Genomic DNA, 24,117 nt, shown 5'->3' on the forward strand with positions numbered 1-24,117 from the left:
CCCCCTTTCGGGAAGTTGGCTCTATTGCACCAGACTGGGCTTCAATGCGCAAAGGAATGCCCAAAAAAACCACCAACCCGTTGTGATCAAGCCACAGAGGAAGACAACACGTGGAAAAGAAACAACGCTCGCAAACATCGGGAAGTCCCTATTGCCAGAATCCGGTTTTCCAACTTCGCCTCAGTCGACCTCATGAAAAAAGCCGCTTCAATGAAGCGGCTTCTTAGGAAAAACCCGCACACGCGGGGTTCAGATCAACCCTGGATCAGAACGTGTGGCGAATGCCAACGCCGTAGGTGCTGGTCTTGCGCTCGGTCGCGCCGCCGGTTTCCTTGCCGGTCTGGACACCTGCGTACAGGTTCGAACGCTTGGACAGGGCGTACAGGCCTGCGATACCGTAGCCGGTGCGCTTCAGGTCAGGAACGCCACCCAGCAGGGTGCTCTTGGAGCGGGCATAACCGCCGGACAGCGTGAAGGTGCTGGAGACGGGGAAGTCCAGGCCGATCTGGTATTCCTTCGTCTTGTCCGCTGCCACACCGGTGATGGGGGTGGTGCCGTTCTTCACGTTGCCGTATGCGCCGAGCAGCTTGACCACGCCGAAGTCATAGGAACCGTTCAACTGCGTGTACTTGATCGACGTGGCATTGCCGTTGGCTTTTTCGGTCTGGTAAGCCAGGGATGCGCCGATGGGGCCGTTCGCGTAAGCGACGTTCATGCTGGCGATTTTGCCGGCGCTGACAGCGGTGGTCTTGTTCTCACCAAAGCTGTACATCGCAGCAGCCGAGAAACCGCCGAAATTCGGGGTTTCGTAGTAGATCGAATTGCCGGGACGATCCTGGTAGCTGTTGCTGGACCAGACGCTGGTGGAAGGCGCGAACAGCAGCGAGTCGAAGTTGGCGGAACCGGAACCCTTGACCATGTCGTATGGGGTCCACATTTTGCCGAGTTTCAGTTCACCGAAGCCGCCAGAAAGGCCGACCCAGGACTGGCGTCCAAAGATCGCGTTGGAGGTTGCGTTCGTGAAGGGGTTGGTGTAGCTGTTGGCAACGCCGGTGCTGGGGTCAAAGCCGGCTTCCAGCAGGAAGTTGGCTTTCAGGCCGCCACCGAGATCCTCGGTGCCCTTCAAGCCGAAACGGCTGGTCTGCAGGCCGCCGCCGCTACCGGAAAAAGGATGCGCAACGTTCACGCCGGACTGGCTGAGGTTGTTGTCCTTCACGGTACCAACCCAAGCGTCCACGAGACCGTAAATGGTCACGGTGGACTGCGCGGAAGCGATGCCGGAAACGGCCAGCACGGCCAAAGCAACTAGGCTTTTTTTCATCATTTCGAAATCTCCAAAAAGGTGGGAAACATACATTGCGAAACACTTTTTAAAGGGCTGTCCGATCGACCCTGGTTCGATTTAACCAAACTGTCACAGGCTGCACCAAGCCCTTATCCGTTCAATTAGCAAAATTCATACCCAAGTGTTGGCCTCCAGCGACACCCGCCTCCAAGGCTGCGCTTTAGGGGTGCCCGCAAACCCATTCGGTGCGTCAAAACACACCAAAATGGCGCATTTTTTACCCGTGCATCGCAATGGGTCATACCTTGATGGCTGCGGTGATCCCGGTTCGCGCACATCCCTGAATGAACCGCTGGACATGGATAGTTCCGGCGATTCAGACCCTCCAGATGTGGCTCTCGTACCACGCGGCATAAAAAATAGAGATGAAGCCCTAAGCGACGTTCAACACCCTGCTCAAACGCCTTCAGGCCATTCTCCGCCAAGGCGGACGCATCACTGCACCAGAGGGGAACGGGGAAGAAACGGGGTGCTTGCCCGGGGATTTTCCGGGCTTTGCCCTAGCGGCAACAACCTCGGGTTTTCCCCTGTCGCGAAAGTGATACCCCCCGTAGTGGCACTCTTTACGGTTCACGGCATCGCCATTAATCTTTCCTTCACAAAGACGGCCTGCAGGGTAAAGACAGGCGCCAAATTTTTCCGCCAATCGACCGCTTCCTTATCAATTACAACTCCTGGAGACTCCATGAAAAAACTGACCCTCGTTGCAACTGCGATCATGGGACTTTTGTCCACCACGGCCGCCATGGCGCAAAGCACCGTGACCGTCTACGGCCTTCTTGATGGCGGCTACAACCGCGTCACCGGCCTGCGCAACGGCACGGCCAACCATATCGCCAGCGGCATCATGGAAGGTTCGCGTTTCGGCCTTCGCGGCACCGAAGACATCGGCGGCGGCTACAAGGCCATCTTCACACTCGAAAACCGTTTTGAGCTGGACACGGGCAGCACGTCAAATACGCCACCCTCGGGCACGCAGCTTCCAGACCGGATGGTATTTGCCAATCTATTGGTCCCGACCCTTACTGCAGGACAACAAGCTGCACTGCAGCCCGTGTTCACCGGAATTGCCGCCAATGTCGGCGCAGGCGTTGGCGTCAACATCTCGCCTAACGCTTTGTTTGACCGGCAGGCATTTGCAGGCCTGATCACGCCAGTCGGCGCCTTTACCCTGGGCCGCCAGTACACGCCGGGCTACCTGGTAGGCGCAACCTTTGACGCATCGCAAACCCAGTCCAGCCTTGCCGCAGGCCAGGTTGGCAGCTTTCCTCCGACCTTTGACATTCGCCTGAGCAACACGATCCAGTACGGCATCCAGGCCGGTGGCGTCACGGCCGCGCTGATGTACGGCGCCGGTGAAGTCGCAGGCGCCGGCAATTCCGCCGGCCGCTTCTTCGGCGGCATGGTCATCTACAAGGGCAACGGTTTCTCGGTTGGCTTTGGCCACAACGAGAAAAACAACCGCGTCGGCCAGAAATCCCTGACCAACAATGTTCTGGGCGGGACAGTTGATATTGGCCCCGGCACGCTGTACGGCCAGTACGCCACGATCAAGGATGAAAATCCGGATCTGCTCGAAGCCATACGCCCGGGCTTTGCTCTGGCGGGTGCATTCTCGGGCGTTGTGGCGAACGCTTACTCCAATGCGCTGCGGCAGGATGCCAATCTGGCACATATCGGCTACAGGATGACCACTGGCCCGCACACCTGGGTTGTGGCCTATAACCGTCTTGACGACAAGCGTCCGAACAATGCGGACACCAGCTCTTACGGCGCCACCTACACCTACGCCCTGTCCAAGCGGACCAATCTGAACGCTGTATTGACCCGGTTTAGCAATAAAGGCCTTGGCCAGGCAGCTCCAGGCGGCAACGGCTTCCTCGGTGGCGTGACGTCCAGCGCCGGCGTCGGCTCCACCAACCTCGCCCTGGGCATTCGCCACACGTTCTAAGCACAGCAGGCCCCGGATCACTCCGGGCCCTCTGGCAAAGCAAAGCCTCCTTCGGGAGGCTTTTTTCATGGGCGCCTCCATTGCGCGCAAGCGGCGCTAACATGGCGGCATGACCACCGCACTCGACACCGTGCTCAATGCCGCCGACGGCGCATTGCGCACCCTCTTCGCCACGCCGCATGCCAGCCGCACCTGCCCCACCGTGCCCGGCGAAAAAACCGAGCTCGCCCTGCAAGACAAGGCCTTGTCAGGCGCGCTGATGCGGGTCAACCATGTGGGCGAAGTCTGTGCACAGGCCCTGTACGCGGCGCAGGCGCTGGGCACCCGCGACCCGGCGCTGCGCGAGCATTTCCTGCAGGCCAGCCGCGAGGAAGGCGATCACCTTGCCTGGACCAAAGCCCGGCTGGACGAGCTGGGCGCGCGCCCCTCGCTGCTCAATCCACTCTGGTACGCCGGTGCCTTCGGCCTGGGGCTGGTGGCCAGCCGGCTGGGCGACCGCCTGAGCCTGGGTTTTGTCGTCGAGACCGAGCGCCAGGTCGAGGCGCACCTGGCCGGCCACCTGGAGCGCCTGCCGCAAGGCGACCATGAATCGCGCGCCATCGTGGCGCAGATGAAAGACGATGAGGCCTTGCATGCGCGGGAGGCCGAACAGGCCGGCGCCGTGCAGTTGCCGGCTCCCGTCAAGGCGCTGATGCGCTCGGCAGCGCGCGTCATGACGACGACGGCGCATTACCTCTGAGATTCGGCGCTTAAACCTCCACCACCTCAAAGCTGGTGGTGATCTCCGCGGTTTTGGCCAGCATGATGGTGGCCGAGCAGTACTTGTCGTGGCTCATGGCCACGGCGCGCTCTACGGCACTGGCGGCCAGGCCCTTGCCCGTCACCACGAAATGCATGTGGATTTTGGTGAAGACCTTGGGATCCACCGGCGCCCTTTCGGCGCTCAGCTTGACCGAGCAGCCGCGCACGTCCTGGCGGCCGCGCTTGAGGATCAGCACCACGTCGTAGGCGGTGCAGCCGCCGGTGCCGGCCAGCACGGTTTCCATGGGCCGCGGCGCGAGGTTGGCGCCGCCGTTTTCAGGCTTGTCCGCGTCGGGCGCGCCGTCCATCACCAGGGTGTGGCCGCTGCCGGTTTCGGCGAGGAAACTCATGTTGGAGCGTGACCCTGTGCTTGCGCTGTTGCCCGTCCAGCTCACCGTGCATTCCATAAAATCCGCTCCTTATGCATAAAATTTATAACTAAAACCGTGAAAAATGTCGAGTTTGCGCCACAAGATATTGTGCAGCGCAACATTGCTCCGCTATACTGAAATCATCGCACCAATACTGATTGCCCTCGCGTCACAAGGTATTTTGTGCCACTGGTTGTCTCCTCCACCTCCTCTAAGGGTGGATTTACAGGCCCAGACCGCAAGGTCTGGGCCTTTTTTCTTGGCCGCGCAGCTTCCGCTGCCGTCTCTTGCGGCGCTTTTTCTTGCGCCACTATGATGTCAGGCTGCGAGAAAACCATGCCCACCCCGACCAAAACCGCCAAAAGCCTCCCCAAAACAGCCCCCGCCGGCAAGCCGCTCAGCCCCGCCGACTACCTGAAAAAGATTCTCACGGCGCGGGTGTATGACGTGGCGGTGGAATCCAGCCTGGAGCCCGCCAAGAACCTGGGCTTGCGGCTGAAGAACACGGTGCTGCTCAAGCGTGAAGACCAGCAGCCGGTGTTCAGCTTCAAGCTGCGCGGCGCCTACAACAAGATGGCCCACCTGAGCCCGGCCCAGCTCAAGAAAGGCGTGATCTGCGCGTCGGCCGGCAACCACGCCCAGGGCGTGGCGCTCAGCGCGCAAAAACTCGGCACGCGCGCCGTCATCGTCATGCCCACCACCACGCCGCAGCTCAAGGTCGACGCGGTGCGCGCCTGGGGCGGCGAGGTCGTGCTGCGCGGCGACAGCTATTCGGATGCCTACGCGCACGCCGTGGTGCTCGAGAAAAAACAAGGTCTCACCTTCGTCCACCCCTTCGACGACCCGGACGTCATCGCCGGGCAGGGCACGATCGCGATGGAAATCCTCATGCAGCTGCAAAGCCTGGGCTCCAGCCGGCTGGACGCCGTGTTCGTGGCCATAGGCGGCGGCGGGCTGATCTCCGGCGTGGCCAACTACATCAAGGCCGTGCGGCCCGAGATCAAGGTCATCGGCGTGCAGATGAACGATTCCGACGCCATGATGCAGTCGGTCAGCGCAAAAAAGCGCGTCACCCTGAGCGACGTCGGCCTGTTCGCCGATGGCACGGCCGTCAAGCTGGTGGGCGAGGAAACCTTCCGCATCAGCCGCGAGCTGGTCGATGAATTCATCACCGTCGACACCGACGCCGTCTGCGCCGCCATCAAAGACGTGTTTGTCGACACACGCAGCATCGTCGAGCCCTCGGGCGCGATGGCCGTGGCCGCCGTCAAGCAGTACGTGGCCAGGCACAAGACCAAAGGCGAGACCTACGCCGCGATTTTGTGCGGCGCCAACATGAACTTCGACCGCCTGCGCTTCGTCGCCGAGCGCGCCGAAGTCGGCGAAGAGCGCGAAGCCCTGTTCGCCGTGACGATTCCTGAAGAGCGCGGCAGCTTCCGGCGCTTTTGCGAGGTCATCGGCGAGTTGCCCGGCGGGCCGCGCAGCGTGACAGAGTTCAACTACCGCATCAACGACGATGCCAAAGCCCACGTCTTCGTCGGCCTGACGACCTCGGCCAAGGGCGAGAGCGGCAAGATCGCCGCGAATTTTTCACGCCACGGCTTCAAGACCCTGGACCTCACGCATGATGAGCTCGCCAAGGAACACATACGCCACATGGTGGGCGGGCACAGCGCGCTCTCCAAGGAGGAACGCCTGCTGCGTTTCATCTTCCCCGAGCGTCCCGGCGCGCTGATGAAGTTCCTCTCCAGCATGCGCCCGGGCTGGAACATCAGCCTGTTCCACTACCGCAACCAGGGCGCCGACTATGGCCGCATCCTGGTGGGCCTGCAAGTGCCCAAGGCCGACAACAAGGCCTTCAAGGACTTCCTCGACACGCTGGGCTACCCCCATGTCGAGGAAACCGCCAACCCGGTTTACCGGCTCTTTCTTCAAAGCTGAAGCAAAGCCGACCCGGCACACCCGCCATGAACGCACAAGGCGCATCCCCGACAAAGCCCGCATCGGCCGACACCTCGGTGTGCCCGCGCTGCGGCGCCGGCCTGCGCTGCGGCATGGTGGCGGGCGATGCCGAATGCTGGTGCGTGCAACTGCCCCACGTCATGCCGGTCCCCGCCGAACGCTCCCCCTCACCGGAAGGCAGCGCGCTGTCCTGCTTCTGCCCCGCCTGCCTCAAGCTGATCACCGATGAACGCTCCCGACTTTCCGCCCCTGCTGCTGCCCGCGATTGAGCCCACCGCCGATGCCTTGCTGGAGGCGAAGCTGCGGCACAAAATCGACAACAAGACCAAGCCGCCGGGCGCGCTCGGCCGGCTCGAAAGCCTGGCGCTGCAGCTGGGCCTGATCCAGCGCAGTGACACCATCACATTGCGCGAGCCCCAGATGGTGGTGTTCGCGGCCGACCACGGCATTGCCGCCGAAGGGGTCTCGGCCTACCCGCAGGCCGTCACCGTGCAGATGGTCGGCAATATGCTGGCCGGCGGCGCCGCCATCAACGTGTTTGCGCGCCAGCACGGCTTTGCGCTGCAGGTGGTGGATGCCGGCGTGGCGGCTGACTTTGCGCCGCACCCGCAACTGCTGCAGCGCAAGATCGCGCACGGCACACGCAACATCCGCAGTGAGCCCGCCATGACGGCCGCGCAGGCGCGGGCCGCCCTGCAGGCCGGCATGGACGTGGTGAGCAGCCTGCCCGGCAACGTCGTCGCCTTCGGCGAGATGGGCATTGCCAACACCTCGTCCGCCGCGCTGCTGTTTGCGCGCCTCGCAGGCGTCGGTATCGAGGAAGCGACAGGCCGCGGCACCGGGCTTGACGACGCCCAGCTTGCGCACAAGCGCCAGGTGCTGGCAAATGCCCTGGCCCGCCACGCCGGCGTCACGCAGCCTCTTGATGCCCTGGCCGCGCTCGGCGGCTTTGAAATCGCCATGATGGCCGGCGCCATGCTGCAGGCCGCGAGCGAGCGACGCGTCGTGCTGGTCGACGGTTTTATCGCCGGCGCCGCCGCGCTGGCGGCCCGGGCCCTGGCGCCCGCCGTGCAGGACTACATGGTGTTCTGCCACCGCGGGGACGAACACGGCCACCGTCTGCTGCTGGCGCACCTCAAAGCCCAGCCGCTGCTGGACCTGGGCTTGCGCCTGGGTGAAGGCACCGGCGCGCTGCTGGCCTGGCCGCTGCTGCAGTCGGCGGCGAATTTCCTCCATGAGATGGCCAGCTTCGAATCCGCCGGCGTGAGCGGCAAAGAAGGCGCCTGAACCGTCATGGGCACCGTATGACCGCCATCGCCCAGTTCGTGCGCGAGTACCTGCTCGCCGTGCAGTTTTTCACCCGCATCCCCATCACCGGGCGGCTGGCCGACTGGGTGAGCTACAGCCCCGAGCTGCTGCGTGCCAGCGCCGGGCATTTCCCCGGCGTGGGCATCCTGGCCGGCGCCTTCGCCGCTGCGGTGTACGCCCTTGTGCAGGCCCTGCTGCCCGACACCACCTTCACGCCGCTGGTGGCCGCCGCGCTGTCCACCGCCGCCACCGTGCTGCTGACAGGCGGCTTCCACGAGGACGGCCTGGCCGACACGGCCGACGGCCTGGGCGGCGGCTACGACAGGGAACATGTGCTGCAGATCATGAAAGACTCGCGCGTAGGCGCTTTCGGCGCCATGGCGCTGGTGCTGGCCGTGCTGTGCAAGGTCTCGCTGCTGTCCATCCTCGGCTCGGTCGAAGGCGCGCCCACCGGCTGGGAAGAAGCCCCGTTCGACAGCTGGTACGTCTGCGCCGCACTGTGGACGGGTCACGTCGTCTCGCGCGGCCTGCCGCTGCTGCTGATCTACCTGCTGCCGCACGTGGGCGACACGGCCGCCTCCAAATCCAGGCCCCTGGCCGACCAGATCGCGCCGGGCGCGCTGCTGGTTGGCTTTGCCTGGTGTTTTGTCGCGCTGGCGCTGGCCGTCCTCGCGCTGGACGCCTGGAACCTGATCGTCGCCTGCAGTTTTGCCATGATTGCCCTGCTGTGGATGGGGCGGATGTTCAAGCGCCGGCTGCAAGGCTTTACCGGCGACTGCCTGGGCGCGACCCAGCAGGTCTGCGAGATCGCCTTTTATCTCGGCCTGGCGATCAGTTTGTGAGCACCGGCAAGCCATGAAACTCTGGCTGGCCCGCCACGCAAAACCCCTGATAGACCCCGGCATCTGCTACGGCCGGCAAGACGTGGCAGCCGATCCGGCCGCCACGGCCGAATGCGCGCAGGCACTGGCCGGCTTGCTCCCCGCCGGCACCCGCGTCACCCACTCCCCGCTGCAACGATGTGCGCAACTGGCGCAAGCCCTGCGCGAACTGCGGCCCGACTTGGCGTACCAAACAGATCCACGACTGCAGGAAATGGACTTCGGCGCCTGGGAAGGCCGCGCCTGGAGCGACGTCGCCCCCGCCGAGCTGCAGGCCTGGACCGACGCCTTTGCCGAACACGCCGTGGGCGGCAGCGGCGAAAGCACCCGCCAGGTCATGGCGCGCGTCGCCTCGGCCTTTGACGGCTTGCAAGGCCACACAGACACGCTGTGGATCACCCACGCCGGTGTCATCCGCGCGGCGGAACTGATTGCACGCGGCGTGCGTCAGATCGCCAGGGCCGATGAGTGGCCAATAGACGCACCGGCCTACGGCCAATGGTGCACACTCGAACTTCAAACACCCTCCTGAAAAAACCGCAAGGCAAAACACATGGCAGCAAATCTGGATGGTCAGCTCGTGGTGGCGATCTCGTCGCGCGCGCTGTTTGACTTTGAGGAAGAAAACCTCGTCTTTGAAACCGGCATGACGGCCGAGCCGCCGCCCGGCGTCAAAAGAGACGCGGCCTACATGAAGCTGCAGCTCGAACGCCTGGACGTTCCGGCCAAGCCCGGCGTGGCGTTTTCGCTGGTCAAGAAGCTGCTGGCCTTCAACGACGCGCCTGAAAGCGCCGGCGAGGCCGCCAGCCCGGCGGCGCCCGCGCAGCGCGTCGAAGTCGTGATCCTCTCGCGCAACGACCCGGTCTCGGGCATGCGCGTGTTCCGCTCGGCCCAGCACTACGGCCTCAAGATTGAGCGCGGCACCTTCAACCGCGGCGAGGCGCCCTGGCGCTACCTCAAGCCGCTGCACGCCAACCTGTTTTTGTCGGCCCACCTGAGCGACGTGCGCGACGCCCTGCTGGCGGGCGTGCCGGCGGCGCAGGTCTACCCGCATTCGGTGCGTGCCAGCGACGCCCATCCCAACGAAGTGCGCATCGCCTTCGACGGCGACGCGGTGCTGTTTTCCGACGAGGCCGAGCGCGTCTTCCAGGCCCAGGGCCTTTCCGCCTTCCAGCAGCACGAGCGCGACAAGGCCTCGCAGCCGCTGCTGGCCGGCCCCTTCAAGCCCCTGCTGGAAGCCCTGCACCGGCTGCAGCAGGCCGGCACCTCGCGTATGCGCATACGCACCGCGCTGGTCACCGCGCGCAGCGCCCCCGCGCATGAGCGCGCCATCCGCACGCTGATGGACTGGAACATCGAGGTCGACGAGGCCATGTTCCTGGGCGGCCTGGCCAAGGGCGAGTTCCTGCGCGAATTCGAACCCGACTTTTTCTTTGACGACCAGACCGGCCACGTCCATTCCGCCGCCCAGCACGTGCCCTCGGGCCATGTGGCCAGCGGCGTTTCCAACCAGCTTTCCTGAATTTCAAAAAACAAAACCACCATGAACCCAACGCCTACGCCCAGCCTTTCCGCCAGGTTCAGCGCTTTTCGGCACTTTGTGGGCCGCATCGTCGCGCTCGCCGCGCCCTATTTCCGGTCCGAGGAAAAGTGGAAGGCACGCGGCCTGCTGCTGGCCATCGTGCTGCTCAACCTGGGCACGGTCTACATGGCGGTGCAGTTCAACGACTGGTACCGCGTGTTTTACGACGCGCTGGAAAAACGCGACCAGGCCGTCTTCTGGCAACAGCTGGCCAGGTTCGGCTACCTGGCCTTTGGCGCGATCATCATCGCCGTCTACAAGTTCTACCTGACCCAGCTGCTGCAGATGCGCTGGCGCGCCTGGATGACACGCGACTACCTGCGCCGCTGGCTGTCGCACCATGCCTTCTACAAAATGGAGCTCGCCCGTTATTCGGCCACCACCGACGTCAACGCCAGCCCCGACAACCCGGACCAGCGCATCCAGGAAGACGTGCAGTCTTTCACCGCGTCCACGATCACCTTGACCATGGGCGTGCTCAACGCCGTCGTGACCCTGGTCAGTTTTGTCGGCATTCTGTGGACCCTGTCGGGCCCCTTCGGTTTCACCCTGGGTGGCAGCAGCTACAGCATCCCGGGCTACATGGTCTGGGCCGCGGTCGCCTATTGCCTGGTCGGCAGCGTGCTGGCCCACTACATCGGCAGGCCGCTGATCAAGCTCAACTTCATGCAGCAGCGCTACGAGGCCAACCTGCGCCACCACCTGGTGCGGGTGCGCGAATACAGCGAATCCATTGCGCTGGACCACGGCGAGGCCGTGGAGGGCGGCCAGCTCGACGGGCGCTTCACCACCGTGCTGGCGAACTACCTGAACCTGATACGCGCCAACAAAAAACTCATCTGGTTCCAGAGCTTCTTCGGCCAGGCGGCCGTGATCTTCCCCTTCATCGTTGCGGCGCCGCGCTTTTTCGGCGGCGCGATCCAGCTGGGGCAATTGATCCAGATTTCCTCGGCATTCGGCAAAGTGCAGGATTCGCTGAGCTGGTTTGTGGACAACTACGACGCCCTGGCCAGCTGGCGCGCCACCACCGACCGCCTGACCAGCTTTGAAGACAGCATGACGGCCCAGACACAAGACAACAACGCGCTCGTCACCACCCCCTCAAACGCGCTTGAATCCACGGGCCTCCAGCTGGCGCTGCCCACAGGCGCCGTGCTGCTGGCGGATATGTCGCTGAAGGCCCAGACCGGCGACCACATCCTCCTCAAGGGCCCCTCCGGCAGCGGAAAATCCACCCTGTTCCGCGCCTTTGCCGGCATCTGGCCTTTTGCCAGCGGCCGCATCGCCAAACCCGGCAATGCCATGTTCATCCCGCAGCGCCCCTATTTCCCCAACGGCTCGCTGCGCGATGCACTGGCCTATCCGGAACCCGCCACGGCCTATAGCGACGAGGCCCTCAAACAGGCGCTCGAAGATGCCTTGCTGCCCGACCTGACGGCGCGGCTTGACGAGGAAGACGCCTGGAGCCAGAAACTTTCAGGCGGCGAGCAGCAACGCCTTGCGATTGCCCGCGTGCTGCTGAAAAAGCCGACGTGGATCTTTGCCGATGAAGCCACCAGCGCACTCGATGAGGCCGCCGAAAAAACGCTGTACGAGCGCCTGCTCGCGCTCGTGAAATCGTCGCAAGGCGCCATCGTCTCCATTGCCCACCGGCCCAATGTGGCGGCCTTTCACGACAAGCAATGGACGCTGCAAAAGCAGCCGCCCGGCTCAGCCGCCCTGTACAGCCTGACCGCCAGCCAACTCCCCGGGGGAAGCGCCGCGAATGCCTGAAGAAATGTCCAGGCCCGCCGCGACTGAGGCCGCCGACCTCTCCGCCTGGGGCCCCATCAAACGCCCGGTGTTCCGCATGCTGTGGAGCACCTGGCTGGTCGCCAACATCTGCATGTGGATGAACGACGTGGCGGCCGCCTGGATGATGACCTCCATGACCACCTCGCCGATCTGGGTGGCGCTGGTGCAGTCGGCCTCCACGCTGCCGGTGTTTTTGCTGGGCCTGCCCAGCGGCGCGCTGGCCGACATCCTGGACCGGCGGCGCTACTTCATCATGACGCAGTTCTGGGTGGCCGGCGTGGCCACGCTGCTGTCCATCGCCGTGATTTCGGGCGTCATGACGCCGGCCCTGCTGCTGGCGCTGACCTTTGCCAACGGCGTGGGCCTGGCGATGCGCTGGCCGGTGTTCTCCGCCATCGTGCCGGAGCTGGTGCCGCGCGTGCAGCTGCCCGCCGCGCTGGCGCTCAACGGCGTGTCCATGAACGCCTCGCGCATCGTCGGCCCGCTGGTGGCCGGCGCGCTGATCGCCGGCGCCGGCACCGAATACGTCTTTGTGCTCAACGCCGTGCTGTCGGTGATCTCGGGTTTTGTCATCATGCGCTGGCGCCGTGACCACGCGCCCAGCCCGCTGGGGCGCGAGCGCCTGGTCAGCGCCATGCGCGTGGGCCTGCAGTTCGTCGGCCAGTCGGCGCGCCTGCGCGCGGTGCTGCTGCGCATCGCCATCTTCTTTTTCCACTCCACCGCACTGCTGGCCCTGCTGCCGCTGGTGGCGCGTGGCCTGCACGGCGGCGATGCCGGCACCTTCACCTTGCTGCTGGCCTCCATGGGCGCCGGCGCCATCGTCGCCGCGCTGAACCTGCCACGGCTGCGCCAGATGATGCCGCGCGACGTGCTGGTGATGCGCTCCACGCTGCTGCAGTCGGTCTCCATGGCGGCCATGGCTTTTGCGCCCAACAGCTGGGTGGCGGTGCCGGCCATGGTGCTCAACGGCATGGCCTGGATCACCTGCGCCAATTCGCTCAGCGTCTCGGCCCAGCTCGCGCTGCCCGACTGGGTGCGCGCCCGCGGCATGTCGATGTACCAGATGGCCATCATGGGCGCCAGCGCCGTCGGCGCCGCGCTGTGGGGCCAGGTGTCCACCTGGAGCAGCGTCTCTACCGGCCTGCTGGTGGCAGCCGCCAGCGGCACGGCCATGATGCTGGTGGCGCAGCGCCTGGTGTCCGACCTCAGCATCGAGGAAGACATGACGCCCTCGCGCCAGTTCAAGGTGCCCGTGGCCGAAGAGCCACCCGGCGCGGGCAATGTGGTGGTGACGATTGAATATCTGATAGACCCGGCGCGCGCCGACGATTTCCGCGCGCTGATGCAGGAAAGCCGCCGCAGCCGCCTGCGCCAGGGCGCGCTTGAATGGGAACTGCTGCGCGACGTGAACCGGCCGGGGCGCTTTGTCGAGCAGATCGTCGACGAGTCATGGACCGAACACCTGCGCCGCTTCGACCGCGTCATGGCCAGCGACGTGGCGCTGCGCGAACGCAAGCTGGCGTTTCATGTCGGCGAGGAACCGCCGGTAGTGACGCGCTGCGTCGTGGAAAGCCTGATGCGGACCTAGGCGGGTGTTACTCCTTCCCCCAGCGGGGGAAGGAGCAAGAACGGATCAGCCAGCCGCGGAGTAGCGTTCAAAGCCCCTTGCGCGCAACTCACAGGCTGGGCAGCTGCCACATCCATAACCCCACGCATGCCGATGCACACGATCACCCAGGTAGCAGGTGTGTGTGTGCTCCACGATCAGGGTCACCAACGCCTCGCCACCCAGCGAATGCGCCAGCCGCCAGGTGTCGGCCTTGTCTATCCACATCAGCGGCGTTTCGATCAGGAAACGTTTGTCCATGCCCAGCGACAGCGCCAGCTGCATGGCCTTCATGGTGTCGTCGCGGCAGTCGGGGTAGCCCGAAAAATCGGTTTCGCAGACGCCGGTGACCAGCACCTGCAGGTCACGCCGGTAGGCCAGCGCCGCCGCCAGCGTGAGGAACAGCAGGTTGCGCCCCGGCACAAAGGTGTTGGGCAGACCCGAGCTTTCCATCTTGAAAGCCACGTCGCGCGTCAGCGAGGTGTCGCTGACCTGGCCCAGAACCGCCAGGTCCAGCAAATGGTCTTCGCCGAGCTTGTGGGCCCACTGCGGAAACTGCTGTTTGATTTCGCGCAGCACATTGAGCCGCGCCTCCAGCTCCACCTTGTGGCGCTGGCCGTAGTCGAAAGCCACGGTCTCGACGCGTTCGTATTTGGACAGCGCCAGCGCCAGGCAGGTGGTGGAATCCTGGCCGCCGGAGAATAAAACGAGTGCGGAAGTGTGCATGGCGATTAAATGAGGCCGCGTTTGGCCAGGCTTTTCATCAGCGCCGAGATGCCGAAAGTCCAGGGCGCGGCCTTGTCGGACGTGGTCACGCGGTTCACCAGGCTGCCCAATTGCGGCGTGGCCACCGTCACCACGTCGCCCACCACATGGGTAAAACCCTGGCCCGGCCCGTGGCGGTCCTGCGTGGGCGCGAACATGGTGCCCAGGAAGAGCATGAAGCCGTCCGGGTACTGGTGGTTGGCGCCTATGGCCTGGGCCACCAGGTCCAGCGGATCGCGGCTGATCTTGCTCAGCGAACTGCCGCCCTTCATCTCAAAACCTTCCGGACCGGTGACCGTCATGCTGAGGTCGCTGCGGCGCACATGGTTGATGTTGAATTTCTCGTCGAACAGGCGGATGAAAGGGCCGATCGCGCAGGAGGCGTTGTTGTCCTTGGCCTTGCCCAGCAGCAGCGCGCTGCGGCCTTCAAAGTCGCGCAGGTTCACGTCGTTGCCCAGCGCCGCACCCACCGTCTCGCCGCGCGAATTGACGGCCAGCACAACTTCAGGCTCGGGATTGTTCCAGTGGCTGTGCGGGTGTATGCCCACCTCGGCGCCCGTGCCCACCGCGCTCATGGGCTGGCTCTTGGTGAAGATTTCAGCGTCGGGGCCTATGCCCACTTCCAGGTACTGCGACCACACGCCTTGCGCGATCAGCACTTCCTTGAGTTTGTCGGCCTCGGGCGAACCCGGCTTGATGCTGCTGAGGTTGTCGCCGATCACGCCGACCACCGCCTTGCGCACCGCCTCGGCCTTGCTGGCGTCGCCGCGCGCCTGCTCTTCAATCACGCGCTCCAGCATGGACGCCACAAAAGTCACGCCGGCCGCCTTGAGCGCCTGCAGGTCGCAGGGCGCCAGCAGCCAGGGCAGCGCGGGCTTGCGCGCATCGGCCGCCGAGTTGGCCAGCACCTCGGCCGTGCCCGCCAGACGCGGCAGCAAGGGCATGGTGGCGCGGACGGCCTTGGCCACCTCGGGCAACTCCAGCAGTTGGCTGGCCGTGGGCGCGAGGCTGGAAAGGTCGAACACGCCTTCGGGCGTGACCAGCGCGAGCACCGGCCCGCTACCCTCCACCCACACCCGCGCCACCAGCAGGGCGTCGGCGGCATCAACAGGCAAGGCGGAAGCAAGGCTCAGGGAGTTTTTCATGGTGGTTAAAAAAGGAATGGGCCCAAAAAACGGGCTGGACTGCGAATACTACAGGGGACGGCGCCCGCCGGCGCCAACGGGCGCCAAGGCAAACCACCGCGGCGTGCCGCCAGGCGAAACAATCCACTAAAAAATCCGGCTTGCGCATGCCTGCGCCTACACTGAGCCACGTCAAAAACCCGTCACCTCTTTCCCCAAGCACCATGTCGCTCACCCCCGAACACATCACGCAAGCCGCCGCGGAATTGGCCGCCAGGCGGAGCAGCGGAAAACCCGGCCCGCGCCTGCCGGAAAGCTACCGGCCGCTGGACCTCGAAGACGCCTGGCAGGTGCAGCAGGCGGTCACCCTCGCCTTGGGCCAGGTTGTGGGCGGCTGGAAGGCGGCTCTGCCGAGCCCCGGCAAGCTGGTGGTCGGGCCGGTTTACCAGCCCGCCATCAGCCGCGCGGCGCTGTGTTCCGTGCCTTTTCCCGTGGACAGCACCCCGGACAGCCTGAAGGTCGAGACCGAACTGGCGTTTGTACTGGCCAGGGACCTCCCCGCGCGCGAGCAGCCTTACACCGAGGCCGAGGTCGACGCGGCCGTGGGCAGCGTGCATGCCGCGCTGGAGATCTGCGCCAACCGCTACACCGACGCCACCGGCTTGCCCTTTCCCGAGATGCTGGCCGACGGCCTGGTCAACAACGGCGTGTGGCTGGGCCCCGAGCTGGACGCGCCCGAAAGCCCGGCCTTTGAGCTGGGCTGGCAGGCCGGTGACGAGCCCCGGCAAACCGTGCAGGGCAAGCACCCCAACGGCCACCCGCGCGCGCCACTGTACTGGCTGGCGAATTTCTTGCGCGAGCGCGGCCTGGGCCTGAAGGCCGGGCAACTGGTGATCACGGGTTCCTATGCCGGCGTGCTCACGGTGCCGGCCGGCAAGACCTTGCGTTTCGACTACGCGGGGCTGGCCCGGTTTGAGGTGGAATTCAGCAGGCGCTGAGCGGCTTTCAAGGGGCGCCCCCGTATATAGGGCTGGAAGTGGCCGGGAATGGCCGAAAATGGCCAGCGATGCCGCCCCGCCTTGCTAAGCTGGCGGCTTCCTCTTTTTCCAGCGGAGACAGCTTATGCGCGCACTTCACCACCAGCAGTTCCTGGAACTCCACCAGGCGCCCCACGGCCTGCTGCTTTTGCCCAATGCCTGGGACGCAGCCAGCGCCCGGATTTTTGAAGCCTCGGGCGCCACGGCCGTTGCCACCAGCAGCGCTTCGCTGGCCTGGGCCTGCGGTTATGCCGACGGCGGCGCGCTGCCGCCCGCAGAATTGCTGCATGCCGTGCGTAACATCACCCGCGTCCTGAAGGTGCCGCTCACGGTCGACATGGAAGACGGCTACAGCGCCGACCCGGACCAGGTGGGGCAACTGGCCGCCGAACTCGTCGGTGCGGGCGCCGTGGGCATCAACCTCGAAGACGGCAGCGATGCGCCCGCGCTGCTGGCGGGCAAGATACGCGCCATACGCGCGGCGCTCAAAGGCACGCCGCTGTTCATCAACGCCCGCACCGACGTGTATTTGCGCCAGCTCAAGGTCGACGGCAGCCCCGCCCAGGCCAGCATTGAGCGCCTGAAGCTCTACCACGCGGCCGGCGCCGACGGCGCTTTTGTGCCCGGCCTCACGGCCCTGCCCGAGGTGGAAGAAATCTGCGCCGCCGTGCAAATGCCGCTCAACCTGATGGCCATGCCCGGGCTGCCGGCGATTGCCGCGCTGCAGGCGGCCGGTGTGCGGCGCGTCAGCGTGGGGCCGGCCCCTTTCCAGGTGGCTTACCAATACGCCAAGACCAGTGTCGAAGCTTTGCTGAAACAAGACCTGTCGCCGCTGCTGGGCCCCAAGCTGGACTATTCGGCGATGAACGCCTTGCTGGCGCCGCGCTGATTCCCTGCATCCGCGCCCGAACCATCGCCTGACTCCCCTGGGACTCAGGCGATTTTTCATGGGTTTCATCTTTTTTGAGGGGAGGCGTCACAAACGGCAGAGCTGGATCGTCAATACGGTGTCACACCCAGTTTTTAACCACCGTTAAAGGAAACACCATGACCGCCGCCGCTACCTCCGCCAACACCGCTCCCGTCCGCTTTGACCTCGTCGTGCCCGACGTTTTCCCCGCCCTGCTCAAGGTGCATGAAGCCGTGGGCGGCCACGGCCTGGACAAAAAACTCCACCACCTGGTGCACCTGCGCGCCTCGCAGATCAACGGCTGCGGCTTCTGCGTGAAGATGCACACCCGCGAAGCGCGCCAGGACGGCGAAAGCAACGACAGGCTGGACCGCCTCGTGGTCTGGGCGCACGTCAGCGACTTCAGCGAAGCCGAGAAAGCCGCGCTGGCCTGGACCGAAGCCCTGACCGTGCTCGACCCCAAAACGGATTACGCCAGCCTGCGCGGCCGCCTGCGTGCATTGTTCAGCGACGAGGAAATCGGCGCGCTGACCGCTACCATCGGCATGATCAACCTCTGGAACCGCATCCAGATCTCGGCACACTAAGGCAAGGCCTGCACCATGAACAGCATCGACCCCACCGCCGTGTTTGAAGAAAGGCGCAGGCATTTGTTCGGCCTGTCCTACCGCATCCTCGGTTCACGGGCCGATGCCGAAGACGCCGTGCAGGACGTGTTCATCAAATGGCTGGCGGCCGACCACGCGAGCATCGCCACGCCGGCCGCCTGGCTCACCGCGATCTGCACGCGGCATTGCATAGACATGCTGCGCGACGCGCAGCGCAGCCGGGTCGACTACGTCGGCACCTGGCTGCCCGAACCGATACAAACCCGCACCGACGAGACGCCCGAAACGCACGCGCTGCTGGCCTCCTCGCTGAGCATGGCTTTTTTGCTGCTGCTGGAGCGCCTCACGCCCAAGGAGCGCGCCGCCTACCTGCTGCATGAGATTTTTGACACGCCCTACCCCGACATCGCCGAAATGCTGGACATGGAAGAAGCCGCCTGCCGCAAGCTGGTCTCGCGCGCCAGCGTCAACATCGCCCAGGGCAAGGTGCGGCACGTGACGCCGCCCAAGGTGCAGGACGGCCTGCTCGCCGCCTTCCGCGAAGCCATCACCGCCGGCAGCACCGAGGCGCTGGCCGGCCTGCTCTCGGACGACATCGCCCTGTGCGCCGACAGCGGCGGCAAGGTCAGCTCCATCGAAGGCGTGGTGCAGGGCAAGGGCAGCGTGCTCACCCTCATCGCCACCCAGCTGGCGCGCTACTGGGCCGCCTACGAATGGCTGCCCTGCGAGATCAACGGCGGCCATGCTATCCAGTTGCGCCAGAACGGTGAGATCGCCGCAGCCATCACCTTCGCCTACAACGAAGAAGGCAAGGCCACCAACATCTACATCATGCGCAACCCCGACAAGCTCGACGGCCTGCATTTCGGGCCCGAGGCAGTGGCCTAGTTCCTGGTTACTTGCGCGAAGAGCGCAACGCGTCCAGGCCCCAGGCGCCGCCGCCGGCGGCGGCCAGGAACAGGAAGACAAAGCAGAACAGCACGGCCGATTCGCCGCCGTTCAGCATGGGCGACAGCACAAAGCCCTTGGACGCGTGGCCCATGAAATAGGCAAATGCCAGCAAGCCCGACAGCACAAAGGCCACCGGCCGCGTGAACAGCCCCAGCAACAGCAGCGCGCCGCCAAACAGCTCCAGGATGCCGGCAAAGCCGATCAGCGACATCACCTGCAGCCCGTCAAAGTAGGCCACGTGGGGAAAGCCCAGCAGTTTGGCCATGCCGTGCTGGATCAGCAGGTAAGCCGAGATGATGCGCAGCACCGAGAGCGCGCGGGAAGTGAGCTGGTTGTTGTTGCTGGTGGCGAACGCCATGGTTATCCCTCCGTTAAAAGAAGGTGTGACGGGGGCCGGGCCGAAAAGTTCAGTGGGCGCGGCACAAAGCGCGCGCCACGCCCCCTCACTTGCCGGCCGGCGCCGCGCTCTTTTCGGCCAGCAGGTCGACCAGGTGCCGGCGTATCACCGAGGTGATGTGCTCTTTCCCCTGCTCCAGCATGCCGATCAGCCGCGTCGGCGGCCGGCCCGGCAAGGGCAGCACGCGCAGCAAGGCGTCGTTGGCCCAGTCGGCGTTCTTGATGTGCGGCACCATGGTGATGCCGACGTTCTGGCGCACCAGCTCGATGATGGCCGACAGCGAGCTGAGCTCCAGGAAGTCGCGCGGCACCACACCCAGCTTGCGCAGGGTCTGCTCGACGCGTATGCCGCTGGGCGTGCGCCGGTCGAAGCGCAGAAAGGGTTGCTCGCGCAGCAGTTTCTTGAAGTCGCTGCCGGGCGGCGCGCTCTGGGAAATTGCCACGACCGTCAGCGGCTCCGTATAAAGCGGTGTCCACAGCATGCCCTTGAGTTCCTGCTCCGAGTCTTCGACAAACACCGCCGCGTCCAGCTCGCCGCTCTTGACGCTGCGCGCCAGGCCGCCATTGCGCCGCTGCGGGGCCTGCCCGGCACGATGCAAGAATCAACGCAGGTGATGCCGAAAAAGCATAGCCAAACAATGTCTTTCTGCCGACATTGCGAGATCATTCCAACTACAGCGATCCAAGGCCATACGCGCGAAATTCAGGGCACAACCCGTAGCGCATGAGTCCCTTGCAGCGTCCCCAAACCCCGGGGCCCCATGCACCGTCGCGACCACGCTGAAGTCGATACACAAGCAGGCGGAGTCACAAACCCGTCGCGCAGGCAACTGCGGTAACCGGGAAACACCACCAAGGAGGTGAATGACATGGAAGCCATCAATGCGGGGAATGCAATGTCCATTTATCTGCCTTTCGCGCTGTACGCGATCGTCTCCCTCGTCGGCTGGCGCTTGATGAAGCGGCAGCGAAAGTCCAGGGCCGAAAGGGCCACCTACTGGCAGGCGGGCTACATCAAGCTGGACAGCCTGGCGAGGTCCCACCGCCGGCGGGCCGCCGAGTTTGAAATCCAGGCCGAAAAATTCCGCCTGCGGTGGATGAAGGAGCAAAGGGCCTCACGCAAGCAGGCCTTCGACGAGATGTTTGTCAAGAAGTAGGTAGCCCGCGCGCGGGCCGGCTGTCGCGGGTGTCAGTCGCGGTCGAACAGCTTCTTCATGATGTAGCCCCAGGCGGCAATGCCCAGCAGTACGCCCCATCGGGTGTACCAGGCCGCCCACCAGGGAAGCATCTCCTGGCGAACCAGGTGGGGCGCCACGCCTTTGACGGCCCAGAAGTCCAGCGCCGGCCACCAGCACAACCAGTGCAGCGACAGCAGCAAGGGCCATATCGCCTTCAATCCCAGCGCGGGAAATTCATCCGAGAGCTTCCAGGAAAGCCCCACGGCCACCACCCACACCGCGAGGCGAGCTAGCACCATGCCGCCCGTGGCCATGTCCAGGCCAAGATGGGGCGAGAATTTCGAAACGATAAAGGCGGCCAGCGCCACACCGACCACAAAAAGAATCCAGCTGTCTTCGCTGTCGACTTTGCTCACACATCACTCCCTTTTTTTGTTTTTCATCCAGGCTTGCGGCGCCCGGGCGATTTGCGAGGCGGAGTCTACGCATCCGGGCGCGCCCAGGCGTCCAGCGCGGCCGTAATCTCGTCGATTGCCGCGCGCCAGTCCTGCGCCCGCGCCTGCCTGAACAGCCGCAAGCCCGGATACCAGGCTGAGCCGCTTCCTTCCAGCCCCCAGCGCCAATCCGTGTCGACGGCGGGCAGCATCACCCAGCAGGGTTTTCCCAGCGCGCCGGCCAGGTGCGCGACCGCCGTGTCCACGCAGATGACGAGGTCCAGCCGGCTCACGATGGCCGCCGCATCAGCGAAGTCCTCCATCTGCGCTCCCAGCGCGATCAGGGGCTGGCCCGCCGGCGGTGAGGAAGCCTCTTCCTCGCCCTGACCTTTTTGCAGGCTGATAAAGGCCACACCCGACACCCGCCACAGCGGCGCAAGACTGGCCAGGCCGGGCAGCGAGCGGTTGGCATCGTTGCCGTGTCCCGGGCTGCCCTTCCAGACCAGCCCGACCTTGCGGCCCGCTGTAGGCAAGTGCTTTTGCCAGCGCGCCACACGGGCCGGCAGGGCATGCAGATAGGGGATGGGCACCTCGCCTATCGTCTCCGCCGTGACCGAAAAATGCAGCGGCAGGCTCAGCACAAAACACCAGTAGTCATGCGCGGGAAGCCGGCTTTCGTCGGTGACCACCGCGTCCACGCCGTCCACCGTTTCCAGCAGAGCCGCCAGCGGCGCGCGGCACAGCAGCGTCAGGCGCGAGACGCCGCGCGCCTTGAGCATAGGGGCGTAACGCACAAACTGGATGTAGTCGCCAAAGCCCTGCTCAGGCCAGATCACCAGCGACTTGCCCGCCAGCGACTCGCCCCGCCACTGCGGCCAGGGAAGGGACGGAAAAGGAACGACCAGGGTTTTGCGCTCCGGGGCATAACGCGACTCATACAGCGGCCAGGCCTCGGCATAACGCCGGGTGCTGAGCAGCAGCAGGCACAGGCTCAGGCGGGCTTCCACATAAGCGGGAGCAATTTCCAGCGCGCGCCGGTGCGCCGCCTCGGCCTCGGCCAGGCGCTGGTTGGTCTTGAGCATGATGCCCAGGTTGTTGTGAATCTCCGCGCGGTCCGGCTGGAACTCCAGCGCGCGCCGGTAGGTCGCCTCTGCCTCCGCCAGCCGCCCGTCGCTCTTGAGCAAGAGGCCCAGGTTGTTGTGCGCCTCGGCATAGTCCGGTTTGAGCGCCAGCGCGCGCCGGTAGGCCGCTTCCGCTTCAACGGGTTGTGAACTTTCCTTGAGCAGGTTGCCGAGGTTTTGGTGGGCGTCGGCGTAGCCGGGCCGCAGTTCCACGGCCCGCCGGAAAGACGCCTCCGCCTCCGGCCAGCGCCCGCTGTTCTGCAGCAGCAGGCCTAAATTGTTGCAGGCCTCGGCGTAATCCGGCTTGAGCGCAAGCGCCTGCCGGTAGGCGGCCTCGGCCTCAGCCAGGCGCCGGCCCAGCTGCAGCAGGTTGCCCAGGTTGTTCCAGGCCGCGACATAGTCCGGCTTGAGTGACAGCGCACGCCGGAAAGCCGCCTCGGCCTCAGCCAGGCGCTCGGCATTCTTCAACAGCACCCCCAGGTTGTTGTGCGCCTCCGCGTACTCAGGCCAGGCCTCCAGCGCCTGGCGGTAGGCCGCCTCGGCCTCGGCGGGGCGCCGGTTGGTCTGGTGCCGGTTGCCCAGGTCGTTCAAGGCCCTCGCATGGCCCGGTGTGGCCTGCGCCGCGTCGCGGGGCGCCGCTGCGCCATCGCGTTCATCTTGCGTATGACGGCTGTTCTTCAGCAGGACGCCCAGGTTGTTCAGCGCCTCGGCGTAATCCGGCCGGAGTTCCAGCGCGCGCCGGTAGGCAGCCTCGGCCTCGTCCAGGCGCCCGCTTTTTCTCAGCAGGTTGGCCAGGTTGTTCAGCGCCTCGGCATAGTCGGGCCTGAGCGTCAGCGCGCGCCGGTAGGCCGCCTCTGCTTCGTCCGGGCGCCGGCCTTCTTTCAACAGGACACCGAGGTTGTTGTGCGTGCTCGCGTCATCGGGGTCCAGCAGCAGCGCCCGCCGGAAAGCGGCCTCGGCCTCGTCCAGGCGCCGCTGGTCCTTCAAAGCGTTGCCCAGGTTGGCGAACAGGGCGGCTTTTTCCTCCAGTGCGAGCGCCTGGCGGATCCGCTTTTCCGCCTCGGCGGGCTCACGCCTTTGCAGGTGCACGACGCCCAGCATGTGCAAGGCGTCCGCATGGCCGGCCTCTGCCTGTAAAAACTGGAGGTATGCGGTGCGGGCGTCGTCCAGCCGGCCTTGCTGGTGGGCGGCAAGCGCCGCGTGGAAAAGGGTGGCATGGGAATGCATGGCGTGCGCGGTGCTCATGGTGGCGTCGAATCCTGGCCCATGGAGAGCCGGCTCTCCATGCGCTTCACGGGACTTCAGTCAATGGCTGCTGGCAGGCTGTCCCGTCAGCAAGGCCAAGCCGTGGGGCGTCAACTGCCTTTGCGGGTCCGGCAGCCGGCCGCCCCTTTCCAGTTCCGCATCGGTGCGTTTGCGAACCACGAATTCAATGGCCGATTCACCGGCCGGCGTGAGCGTCTGGCCAAAACGCGGCAAGTCATAGCAAAACGTAGCGTCCAGCAGTTCCGCCTTGACCACCTCCGCGGCATTGCCCAGCGTCTGCAGCAACTCCAACACGCTGAGCGAACGCACGCTCCAGGATTTTTCCTTCCACAGGGTGAAGGTCCACTTGGGGTCGCCATTGAAGGTGGAAGGGGAGCATCCCTGCCCATAGTGGTCTTCATCGGGTACCACGCACACCAGGTGACCGCCCGGCTTCAGCACGCGAAACCAGTGATGCAAGGCCTCCTGCGGATTGCGCAAGTGCTCCAGGTAATGCGAGGCGTGCACAAAATCCAGGGAGGCATCGGGTACCTCTCTCAGGTACTGTGCATCGCCCTCGGGCAAATCCCAGCTTTTCACCTGCTCCACGCGCGGAAACAGCTCCGGGTACAGCGAAATTGGGTCCGGGCCACGGCCAAGATCCATGCCCTTGCCCACAAAATAACGCGTGGCGAACCTCGCATCCGCCAAACGCCGCACCAAGGCTTTGCTCGCCTCTCTCATACC

24 protein-coding genes are annotated in these 24,117 nt (G+C 65.0%); 15 read left to right on the forward strand and 9 right to left on the reverse strand.

Features of this window, described 5'->3' with window-relative positions:
* Positions 1 to 265: 265 nt before the first annotated feature.
* Positions 266 to 1,324 carry a porin gene (locus tag ACLV8F_RS08660; RefSeq protein ID WP_411883827.1) on the reverse strand — a complete coding sequence of 353 codons (1,059 nt, stop codon included), beginning with the start codon at positions 1,322 to 1,324 and terminating at the stop codon, positions 266 to 268.
* A gap of 706 nt (positions 1,325 to 2,030) precedes the next feature.
* Between ACLV8F_RS08660 and ACLV8F_RS08665 the strand changes: the two genes are divergently transcribed.
* Both ACLV8F_RS08665 and coq7 read left to right on the forward strand, forming a co-directional pair.
* Positions 2,031 to 3,296, forward strand: a complete 1,266-nt coding sequence (locus ACLV8F_RS08665) for a porin (protein WP_411883828.1) — start codon at positions 2,031 to 2,033, stop codon at positions 3,294 to 3,296.
* 109 nt (positions 3,297 to 3,405) lie between these two features.
* The gene (gene coq7, locus ACLV8F_RS08670) at positions 3,406 to 4,035 is read left to right on the forward strand and encodes a 2-polyprenyl-3-methyl-6-methoxy-1,4-benzoquinone monooxygenase (RefSeq protein WP_411883829.1); all 630 of its coding nucleotides are present in this window, start codon (positions 3,406 to 3,408) and stop codon (positions 4,033 to 4,035) included.
* A 10-nt stretch (positions 4,036 to 4,045) separates the two neighbouring features.
* Here coq7 and ACLV8F_RS08675 read toward each other — a convergent pair whose 3' ends face one another.
* Positions 4,046 to 4,504, reverse strand: a complete 459-nt coding sequence (locus ACLV8F_RS08675) for an OsmC family protein (protein ID WP_411883830.1) — start codon at positions 4,502 to 4,504, stop codon at positions 4,046 to 4,048.
* 300 nt (positions 4,505 to 4,804) lie between these two features.
* On the opposite strand from ACLV8F_RS08675, the gene ilvA reads away from it, so the two are divergent.
* Genes ilvA through ACLV8F_RS08715 form a run of 8 tightly spaced genes read left to right on the forward strand, consistent with a single transcriptional unit; the run spans position 4,805 to position 13,583 of the window.
* Positions 4,805 to 6,409, forward strand: coding sequence for a threonine ammonia-lyase, biosynthetic (ilvA, locus tag ACLV8F_RS08680; protein WP_411883831.1), 1,605 nt, complete (start codon positions 4,805 to 4,807; stop codon positions 6,407 to 6,409).
* A gap of 26 nt (positions 6,410 to 6,435) precedes the next feature.
* On the forward strand, positions 6,436 to 6,699 hold the full coding sequence (locus tag ACLV8F_RS08685) for a cysteine-rich CWC family protein (protein WP_411883832.1): 264 nt from the start codon (positions 6,436 to 6,438) through the stop codon (positions 6,697 to 6,699).
* Positions 6,656 to 7,717 carry a nicotinate-nucleotide--dimethylbenzimidazole phosphoribosyltransferase gene (gene cobT / locus ACLV8F_RS08690; RefSeq protein WP_411883833.1) on the forward strand — a complete coding sequence of 354 codons (1,062 nt, stop codon included), beginning with the start codon at positions 6,656 to 6,658 and terminating at the stop codon, positions 7,715 to 7,717. Before ACLV8F_RS08685 ends, cobT begins: the two co-directional genes overlap by 44 nt.
* A 17-nt stretch (positions 7,718 to 7,734) precedes the next feature.
* Positions 7,735 to 8,580: an adenosylcobinamide-GDP ribazoletransferase gene (locus ACLV8F_RS08695; RefSeq protein WP_411883834.1), complete on the forward strand. Its 846-nt coding sequence runs from the start codon at positions 7,735 to 7,737 to the stop codon at positions 8,578 to 8,580.
* Positions 8,581 to 8,593: 13 nt separating this feature from the next.
* Complete coding sequence (locus tag ACLV8F_RS08700; protein WP_411883835.1) at positions 8,594 to 9,151, forward strand: histidine phosphatase family protein; 558 nt, start codon at positions 8,594 to 8,596, stop codon at positions 9,149 to 9,151.
* Positions 9,152 to 9,172: 21 nt separating this feature from the next.
* On the forward strand, positions 9,173 to 10,141 hold the full coding sequence (locus ACLV8F_RS08705) for a 5'-nucleotidase (protein ID WP_411883836.1): 969 nt from the start codon (positions 9,173 to 9,175) through the stop codon (positions 10,139 to 10,141).
* Between the two features lie 21 nt (positions 10,142 to 10,162).
* Positions 10,163 to 11,974 (forward strand): ABC transporter ATP-binding protein/permease, encoded by a 1,812-nt coding sequence (locus ACLV8F_RS08710; protein WP_411883837.1) that lies wholly within the window; start codon positions 10,163 to 10,165, stop codon positions 11,972 to 11,974.
* Between the two features lie 4 nt (positions 11,975 to 11,978).
* Positions 11,979 to 13,583: an MFS transporter gene (locus ACLV8F_RS08715; RefSeq protein ID WP_411883838.1), complete on the forward strand. Its 1,605-nt coding sequence runs from the start codon at positions 11,979 to 11,981 to the stop codon at positions 13,581 to 13,583.
* Positions 13,584 to 13,628: 45 nt separating this feature from the next.
* Here the strand turns inward: ACLV8F_RS08715 and queC are convergent, their stop codons facing one another.
* A complete protein-coding gene (gene queC / locus ACLV8F_RS08720; protein WP_411883839.1) occupies positions 13,629 to 14,327 on the reverse strand; it encodes a 7-cyano-7-deazaguanine synthase QueC in 699 nt (232 codons plus the stop codon).
* 5 nt (positions 14,328 to 14,332) lie between these two features.
* On the reverse strand, positions 14,333 to 15,511 hold the full coding sequence (locus ACLV8F_RS08725; RefSeq protein ID WP_411883840.1) for a fumarylacetoacetate hydrolase family protein: 1,179 nt from the start codon (positions 15,509 to 15,511) through the stop codon (positions 14,333 to 14,335).
* 203 nt (positions 15,512 to 15,714) lie between these two features.
* Here ACLV8F_RS08725 and ACLV8F_RS08730 point away from each other — a divergent pair, with 203 nt between their 5' ends.
* From ACLV8F_RS08730 to ACLV8F_RS08745, 4 genes are all read left to right on the forward strand, one after another.
* Positions 15,715 to 16,488, forward strand: coding sequence for a 2-keto-4-pentenoate hydratase (locus ACLV8F_RS08730; RefSeq protein ID WP_411883841.1), 774 nt, complete (start codon positions 15,715 to 15,717; stop codon positions 16,486 to 16,488).
* A gap of 124 nt (positions 16,489 to 16,612) precedes the next feature.
* Positions 16,613 to 17,416, forward strand: a complete 804-nt coding sequence (locus tag ACLV8F_RS08735; protein WP_411883842.1) for an isocitrate lyase/phosphoenolpyruvate mutase family protein — start codon at positions 16,613 to 16,615, stop codon at positions 17,414 to 17,416.
* Positions 17,417 to 17,574: 158 nt separating this feature from the next.
* A complete protein-coding gene (locus tag ACLV8F_RS08740) occupies positions 17,575 to 18,024 on the forward strand; it encodes a carboxymuconolactone decarboxylase family protein (RefSeq protein WP_411883843.1) in 450 nt (149 codons plus the stop codon).
* Positions 18,025 to 18,039: 15 nt separating this feature from the next.
* Positions 18,040 to 18,933, forward strand: a complete 894-nt coding sequence (locus tag ACLV8F_RS08745) for a sigma-70 family RNA polymerase sigma factor (RefSeq protein WP_411883844.1) — start codon at positions 18,040 to 18,042, stop codon at positions 18,931 to 18,933.
* A 7-nt stretch (positions 18,934 to 18,940) separates the two neighbouring features.
* On the opposite strand, the gene ACLV8F_RS08750 is transcribed toward ACLV8F_RS08745, so the two are convergent.
* Complete coding sequence (locus ACLV8F_RS08750; protein ID WP_411883845.1) at positions 18,941 to 19,354, reverse strand: DoxX family protein; 414 nt, start codon at positions 19,352 to 19,354, stop codon at positions 18,941 to 18,943.
* A gap of 85 nt (positions 19,355 to 19,439) precedes the next feature.
* Positions 19,440 to 19,991: a LysR substrate-binding domain-containing protein gene (locus ACLV8F_RS08755; protein WP_411883846.1), complete on the reverse strand. Its 552-nt coding sequence runs from the start codon at positions 19,989 to 19,991 to the stop codon at positions 19,440 to 19,442.
* Positions 19,992 to 20,261: 270 nt separating this feature from the next.
* On the opposite strand from ACLV8F_RS08755, the gene ACLV8F_RS08760 reads away from it, so the two are divergent.
* Positions 20,262 to 20,549: a hypothetical protein gene (locus tag ACLV8F_RS08760; protein WP_411883847.1), complete on the forward strand. Its 288-nt coding sequence runs from the start codon at positions 20,262 to 20,264 to the stop codon at positions 20,547 to 20,549.
* A gap of 32 nt (positions 20,550 to 20,581) precedes the next feature.
* On the opposite strand, the gene ACLV8F_RS08765 is transcribed toward ACLV8F_RS08760, so the two are convergent.
* The 3 genes from ACLV8F_RS08765 to ACLV8F_RS08775 all read right to left on the reverse strand — a co-directional run bounded on the left by ACLV8F_RS08765 (position 20,582) and on the right by ACLV8F_RS08775 (position 24,114).
* Entirely contained in the window at positions 20,582 to 20,986 is a 405-nt protein-coding gene (locus ACLV8F_RS08765; RefSeq protein WP_411883848.1) for a hypothetical protein, read from the reverse strand.
* Positions 20,987 to 21,051: 65 nt separating this feature from the next.
* Positions 21,052 to 23,370, reverse strand: a complete 2,319-nt coding sequence (locus tag ACLV8F_RS08770) for a tetratricopeptide repeat protein (RefSeq protein WP_411883849.1) — start codon at positions 23,368 to 23,370, stop codon at positions 21,052 to 21,054.
* 60 nt (positions 23,371 to 23,430) lie between these two features.
* Positions 23,431 to 24,114, reverse strand: a complete 684-nt coding sequence (locus ACLV8F_RS08775; RefSeq protein WP_411883850.1) for a methyltransferase domain-containing protein — start codon at positions 24,112 to 24,114, stop codon at positions 23,431 to 23,433.
* Positions 24,115 to 24,117 lie beyond the last annotated feature (3 nt).

Source organism: Polaromonas sp. YR568, from assembly GCF_943369675.1.
Classification (GTDB): Bacteria; Pseudomonadota; Gammaproteobacteria; order Burkholderiales; family Burkholderiaceae_C; genus Polaromonas.